This window comes from Archangium sp., from assembly GCF_036388035.1.
In the GTDB taxonomy this organism is placed as follows: domain Bacteria; phylum Myxococcota; class Myxococcia; order Myxococcales; family Myxococcaceae; genus Archangium.
In genome coordinates this window covers 1-6,343 of the sequence record NZ_DASVSO010000944.1, presented here as the reverse complement: position 1 = coordinate 6,343, position 6,343 = coordinate 1, and the positions used below count along the sequence as shown (strand labels likewise).

Genomic DNA, 6,343 nt, shown 5'->3' with positions numbered 1-6,343 from the left:
GCCGGTGCACGTGCAGCAGGTGCACCCGTCCACCGGGACGCACCAGCGAGCGGGCCTGGGAGATGGCGCGAGCGCTGGCCTCGGAGAAGTCCACCGGCACCAGCACGGCGCGCGGCGGCGCGGACCTGTGGGCCAGCGGCTGGGTGGGAGGCACGCACGCCACGGACTGCTCGGCGTGGCGCAGCACGCCCGCGGACACCGAGCCATGCCACAGCCGCGCGATGCCCCCGCGCTGGTGCGTGCCCACGATGACGAGGTCCACGCCCCGCGCGTGCGCCACGTGCAGCAGGTGGTCCGCGGGACGGCCGAAGCCGGGCTCCAGGTGCATCTCCAACTGCCCCTCGCCGGGAAGCTCGCCCACGCGCTCGGCCATCTCGCGCAGCAGCACGCGCTCCACCTGCGGGTCCAACACCTCGATGCGGCGCACCACCGGGTCGAGCAGCTCCAGGTGCACGGGGGTGTGGATGCCCAGCCGCTCGCGCTCCTCCACGGGCGAGCACACGGAGACGGCCACCACGTCACAGGGGCCCACGCGGCGCAGCTCGTGCAGCCACGCCAGGGCGGCGGCCGAGGTGGGCGAGCCATCCACCCCCACGAGCGTCAGCAGCCGTCTGCGGCCGCGCGCCCAGTCGGTGAGGGCCTCGCCTCCGCGGCGCACCACCAGCACGGGCCCCGCGGCGCACTGGGCGATGCGCTCGGCCACGGGGGCGTGGCGCCAGGAGACGGGGCCCCAGCCCTCGGCCGAGATGAGGAGCAGCCGGGCGGTGCGGACGAGCTCCTCCTTCGAGAGCACGGTGCCGGGAGCGCCCTCCAGCAGCCGCACCTCCACCTGGAGGCCCGAGGTGCGCAGCCGGGCGGCCTCGGCCTGGAGCCGTCGGCGCGCTTCCTCCAAGGAGATGGGGGTCTCGGGAGAGGGGTGCTCACGGTCGAGCACGCCGAGCAGCCACAGCGGCTCCCCCAGCCGAGCGGCGATGGCCGCCGAGGCAGTGGCGGCCTGGGCCGCCGGTTCCGACAGATTCGTTGCGCAGACCACCGGCATGACGGCCTCCCTCAGAGGGCGCACGAGTCACCCCTTCACAGGGAAAACCCGTGCCGCAAGGATGACCATCGGGGTATGCCCCGGGCGACCCCCTCCCCAGGCCCTCGCGAGCACGCCCCGTCCCTCTCCCACCGGGAGGGACGAAGGGAGGGAGGAGGCACCGGGTGCCGGAAATACGGCGCGCGGACCTACTTCGGCAGCAGCACCGAGTGCCCGTCGTGGTTGGTGTGGTCCTGGTCGGGCCCGTTGCCGCCGCGCAGCCCATCCTGCCCGTAGTCCTGGAGGAAGGGCCGCTGCCCGTCGCTCGCATAGGCGTACGGGTAGCCCCAGCGGTTCTCCGGCACGGCCGGGAGGTACTTGGGCACGAGGAAGGAGAGGTCTCCCTCCTCGGGCAGGTGGCCGTGCTCGGCGCGGTAGGCCTCGAGCGCCGTGAGCACCCGGGCGAAGTCGGCGTGCACCTGGGTGGCGCCAGGGTCGTGCTTGCCGCGGATGCCGAGCACCACGGCGACACCGATGCCCAGGAAGGCGATCGGCAGGACGATGAGCATCGGGTGGATGCGGCGGCGCGGTGTCACGGGGACCTCTCGCCCCACGCCTACCACAAGGCGCGGAAGAGGGGCACCGGATGTGGCTTGCCCTTGAGGCGCACGGGGGGCAGCTCCTCGAAGCCCGCCTCGTGACCGGCCAGCAGGGCGACGGTGCGCTCGCCCACCAGGATCTCACCCGGCCCGGCGAGGGCGCACAGGCGCGCGGCCACGTTCACCGAGTCGCCGATGCAGGTGTACTCGGTGCGCATGGAGCCGCCGATGTTGCCGGCCACCGCCATGCCCGAGTTGATGCCGATGCCCAGCTCGAGCGTGAGGGGGCGGCCCTCGCGGGTGGCGGCCCACTCGGCGCGGGCGCGCTCCTTCAGCTCGACCATGAAGGCCATCATCATCTTCGCGGACTGGAGCGCGCGCAGCGGATCATCCGAGCGGCCCACGGGCGCGCCGAACACCGCCATGAGCCCGTCGCCGAGGAACTTGTCCAGCGTGCCGCCACAGGTGAGCACCGCGTCGGACAGCCCGCCCAGCACCTGGTTGAGCACACCGACCGTCTGCTCTGGCGGGAGGCTGTCGGCGAGCCCGGTGAAGTTGCGAATATCGGCGAAGAGGATGGTGACCTCGCGCTTCTCGCCGGTGAGCACCACCGAGTCGGGGCTCTTGAGGATCTCCTCCACCACCGCGTCGGAGGTGTAGCGGGCGAAGAGCTTGCGCATCCGCTCCGTCTCGCCGGTGCGGCGCATGACGCTCTCGATGCGCGCGGCGAGCTCTTCCAGGGAGGCGGACTTGTTGACGTAGTCGTCGGCGCCGGCGCGCAGCCCCTTCACCCGCTCGGCGTCGTTGTCGTTGGCGGTGAGGATGATGACGGGCATGGCCCGGCTGGGGCCTTCCTTGATGCGCCGGCACAGCTCCATGCCGTCGATGCCGGGCATGTCCAGGTCGCTCAGGACCATGGCCGGCAGCACCTTGCCCACCTGCTCCAGGGCCTCGTACGGATCCTGGAAGCACACCACCTCGTAGCCGAGCGACACGAGGCCGTCCTGCACGAAGGCGCACGCGAGCGGGCTGTCATCCACCACCATGACGCGGTGGTGGCCGCCCTCGTGCGCCGGGGCGCGCGGGGTGGCCTCCTGACGGCCCGAGAGCCGGCCCTGGAGGCTGAGGCCCTCGTAGAGCTGCTTGTAGGAGCAGTACCCGTTCTGGACGAGGATCTCCCCCAGCTTGCGGCCGGTGCGGCGCTGGACGGAGAGCGCCTCGTCGAGCTGCGAGTCGGTGAGGTACTTGAGGCCCACGAGCAGCTCGCCCAGTGGGGGATGGTCGGGGACGGTGCCCTGGGGCGCGTGGTACAGGCCGAGCGCCTCGCCCAGCGCGTCCTGAATCTGCTGACGGGTGACGTAGCCGAGCGAGATGAGGGCCTCGCCCAGCCGCTGGCCGTTGAGGGACTGAAGGGCGAGGGCCTCTTCAATCTGATTGGGCGTGACGATGCCGAGCTTGAGCAGGAGCTCGCCGAAGAGGGGGCTGTCCGCGCGAACCGCGGGGCGGTTGCTGCCATCGGCGCGCTCAGCGGGCGCCATGGGGTCCAGGACAGGACGGGTCAACGGGCTCTCCACCTTCCGAAAAGGGGTACTCGGGGGTCACAGCGTACCCCAGCGCCCGGGAGGGAGAAATCCACGGTCACACTCCCCTGCCCGGTCCCCTGGCGAGCGTTGAAAATCGCGCGAACCGCTCCCCCTACTCCCGGGGTAGCTCCACGGTGAAGGTGGAGCCCTCGCCCGGAGCGCTCCGCACGAGGATGTGCCCCCCGTGGGACTCGATGATCTCCCGGCAAATCCACAACCCCAGGCCGAGCCCCTGGAACTCCTTGCTCGTCACCGCGCGCTCGAAGCGGTCGAAGATGCGGCCCTGGTCCTCGGGGGCGATGCCAATGCCACGGTCCTTCACCACCAGCCGGGCGAGCCCCTCGGCCGCGGACTCCACGCGCACCTCCACCGGCTGGCCGCGCCCGTACTTGGCCGCGTTGGACAGCAGGTTGCCCACCACCTGCTCCAGCCGCACCCGGTCCCAGCTCCCCAGCACCTGCGCGTCCGCCACCAGCTGCACCTCGCTGCCCACGCGGGCGAGCGCCTCGGACATGCGCCCCACCGCGTCGCGGGTGAGCGCCGCCAGGTCCACCTCCTCGCGCTCCAGCTTCATCCGCCCCGCGGTGATGCGGCCCGCGTCCAGCAGCTCGTCGATGAGCGCGCCGAGCCGCTCGCTGGTGCGCTCGGCCTTCTCCACGCGCTGGGCCAGCCCGGGCGTGGTGGCCACGTCCCGCGCCACGCGCGCCAGCATCTGGATTTGCAGCCGCAGCGCGCTCCGCGGCGTCTTCAGCTCGTGCCCCGCCACCGAGAGGAAGTCGTCGCGCAGCCGCACCGCCTCGGTGGCCGCGCCGTACAGCCGCGCGTCCTCGATGGCCAGCGCCGCCCGCTCCGCCAGACTCTGGAGGAGCATCTGGTCCTCCTCGCCGAAGGGGCGGCCCCCCGTCACGTCCCGCACCACGCCCAGGGTGCCGAACACGCGCCCCTTGGCCGCCAGCGGCACCACCAGCAGGCTCTGCGGGCCATAGCGGTCCAGGTACGGCAGGTACTCCGGCAGCGAGCCCCTGGAGCGCGCCTCGTCCTGGTCCACGTCCGGCAGCAGCACCGCGCGCCCCTGGGAGACGACGGCGCCGTGGAGCCCCTCGCCCAGCCGCTGCCGGCGCGCGTGCACCGTGCCGGCCAGCAGCCAGCGCGCCTCCGGATCCGGGTGGTGGATGGTGACGGGCTCCAGGAAGGCCCCGTCCTCGGCCATGAGCTGCAACACGCACCCGTCGCCGATGACCTCGGACACCTTGCGCGCAATCACATCCAGCACCGCGGGCAGATCCAACCCCGCCTCGGCCAGCAGCCGATCCACCTCCACGAGGATGCGCAGGCGCGCGGCGTTCCACCGGGACTCGGCCTCCGCGGCCCGGGCCTTGCGCAGCAGGCGCGCGTTGTCGATGGCCAGCCCCGCGCGCGCCGCCAGGTCCTCGGCCAGCGAGCGATCCGCCTCGGTGAAGGGCTCGCGCTCCGGCCCGCGCACGAAGGACATGGCCCCCAGGGTGCGCTGGCGCGCCATCAACGGCACGATGATGAACGAGCCCCCCTCCGGCCTCTCGCCGGGGCGGGCCTCCACCGTCTGCGTGAAGGGAGGCACCAGTCCGACGACGCGCTGCGAGCGGCCGGTGCGCACCACGTCCGCGATGGCCGAGGGCCGCGCGCGCTCCGGGGAGTAGCCTTCAATCCTGTCATGCAACAGCCCGCGCTCGGGCTGGGCGTGCTGCACGGTGAGCCGCCCCAGGGCGCCGTGGTCATCGAGGAAGTCCACCGCGCACAGGTCCGAGAAGGCCCCCACCGCGAGCCGGGCCACCCCGGCCACCGTCATCTCCCACTCCAGCGAGCTGGACAGCAGCACGCCCGCATCCGCCAGCAGTTGCAGCCGCTGCCCGGCGGCCTCCGCCTGAAGGCGTGCCTCGCGCTCGTTCTCGTACAGGCGCGCCCGCTCCAGGGCCTGCGCGCACTGACGGGCCAGCCCCAGCATGAGGGTGCGCTCCAGCTCGGTGAAGTGCCGGGCCTGCGCGAAGCCGAAGGCCAGCACGCCCAGGCAGCGGTGCTCCACCATCAACGGCAGGAAGGAGAAGGCCTGCCGGGACAGGAGCGCCATGAGCGGGGCGAAGCCGGGGAAGCGCGCGCGCGCGTCCTCGGGAGACTCCAGCCACACCGGCACGCCGCGCGTCGCCTCGTCGAAGCCGGGCACGTCCGAGCGCAGGGGCATCTTCCGGAAGGGCGCCACCTGCTCCTCGCCGCAGCCCACCACGGCGATCAGCTCCACCGACGTCCCATCCGCCGAGGCCTGGTGCACGGTGCCGCCCACCGCGCCCACCGCGGGCACGCCCAGCTCCAGCACGGCGCGCCCCACGTCCTCGCGGGTGAGGGCGCGGCCGAAGGCCTCCGTCACCGCCTGGAAGCTGGTGAGGCGCAGCAGCTCGGCCTGCTCGGCCTCGGCGCGGGCCTGCAGCGCGGCGGTGCGCCCGGCCTCCACCAGCCGCCCGCGCTCGATGGCCAGCCCGGCCAGCTGCGCGTAGAGGCTGAAGCGCCGTGTCTCCTCCGGGGTGAAGAGGCGCGGCACGGGAGAAACCCCCAGCAGCACGCCCACGCACCCGCCCTTCGAGGCGAACACCGGCAGGACCAGCAGCGAGGCGCCCCCCAGCCTGTCCACCGTGGCGGCGAAGGCGTGCTCCACCCGCGACTCGCCCAGGTGGAATTCCAAGGGGCTGGACTCCAGGCGCCCCCGCTCCAGCAGCCACCGCGCGCACGCGGCCACCGCGTCGGGCGGCACCCCGGGGGTAGGTTGGGTCAACAACGACCCGTCTGGCTCCCACCAGGCGACGGCCGCGCGCTCCAGGCCGAGCGTGGCCGCCGCGCAACGCACCACCTCTTCCAGTACGGCCGTCGCCGATGAAGCGGACGCGAGCTGCTCCAGCGCGCGTGAGATGCGCTCCACCGCCGCGACCAGACTGCCTCCGGGCATCTGCATGCCCCACCCCCCAGCCCGGCCTACCCGCACCGAGCGTGAAGAGAGTTTTCCACGATTTCCCGCCGTTGCCCACCCACCCCCGGGCGCATCGTCCGCTACAGGATGAACGGAACTGTCCGGCCTGCCCGGACGTCTCCCCCCGTTTCAGTGCTCGACGACACTGAGG

Annotated in this window: 4 protein-coding genes; all 4 read right to left on the bottom strand. The window is 73.0% G+C overall.

Features of this window, described 5'->3' with window-relative positions; translation table 11 throughout:
- On the bottom strand, positions 1-1,039 hold a 1,039-nt coding region (locus VF697_RS39255), incomplete at its 3' end, for a universal stress protein (RefSeq protein WP_331103272.1).
- 188 nt (positions 1,040-1,227) lie between these two features.
- The gene (locus tag VF697_RS39250; RefSeq protein WP_331103270.1) at positions 1,228-1,614 is read right to left on the bottom strand and encodes a type II secretion system protein GspG; all 387 of its coding nucleotides are present in this window, start codon (positions 1,612-1,614) and stop codon (positions 1,228-1,230) included.
- Positions 1,615-1,634: 20 nt separating this feature from the next.
- Positions 1,635-3,155: an adenylate/guanylate cyclase domain-containing protein gene (locus tag VF697_RS39245; RefSeq protein ID WP_331103274.1), complete on the bottom strand. Its 1,521-nt coding sequence runs from the start codon at positions 3,153-3,155 to the stop codon at positions 1,635-1,637.
- A 157-nt stretch (positions 3,156-3,312) separates the two neighbouring features.
- A complete protein-coding gene (locus VF697_RS39240) occupies positions 3,313-6,177 on the bottom strand; it encodes a GAF domain-containing protein (RefSeq protein ID WP_331103268.1) in 2,865 nt (954 codons plus the stop codon).
- Positions 6,178-6,343 lie beyond the last annotated feature (166 nt).

What these genes read in the sequence shown, in the direction of transcription:
- VF697_RS39245 (WP_331103274.1), bottom strand. Translation starts at nt 3,155, where the DNA reads ATGGCGCCCGCTGAGCGCGCCGATGGCAGCAACCGCCCCGCGGTTCGC.
- VF697_RS39240 (WP_331103268.1), bottom strand. Translation starts at nt 6,177, where the DNA reads ATGCAGATGCCCGGAGGCAGTCTGGTCGCGGCGGTGGAGCGCATCTCA.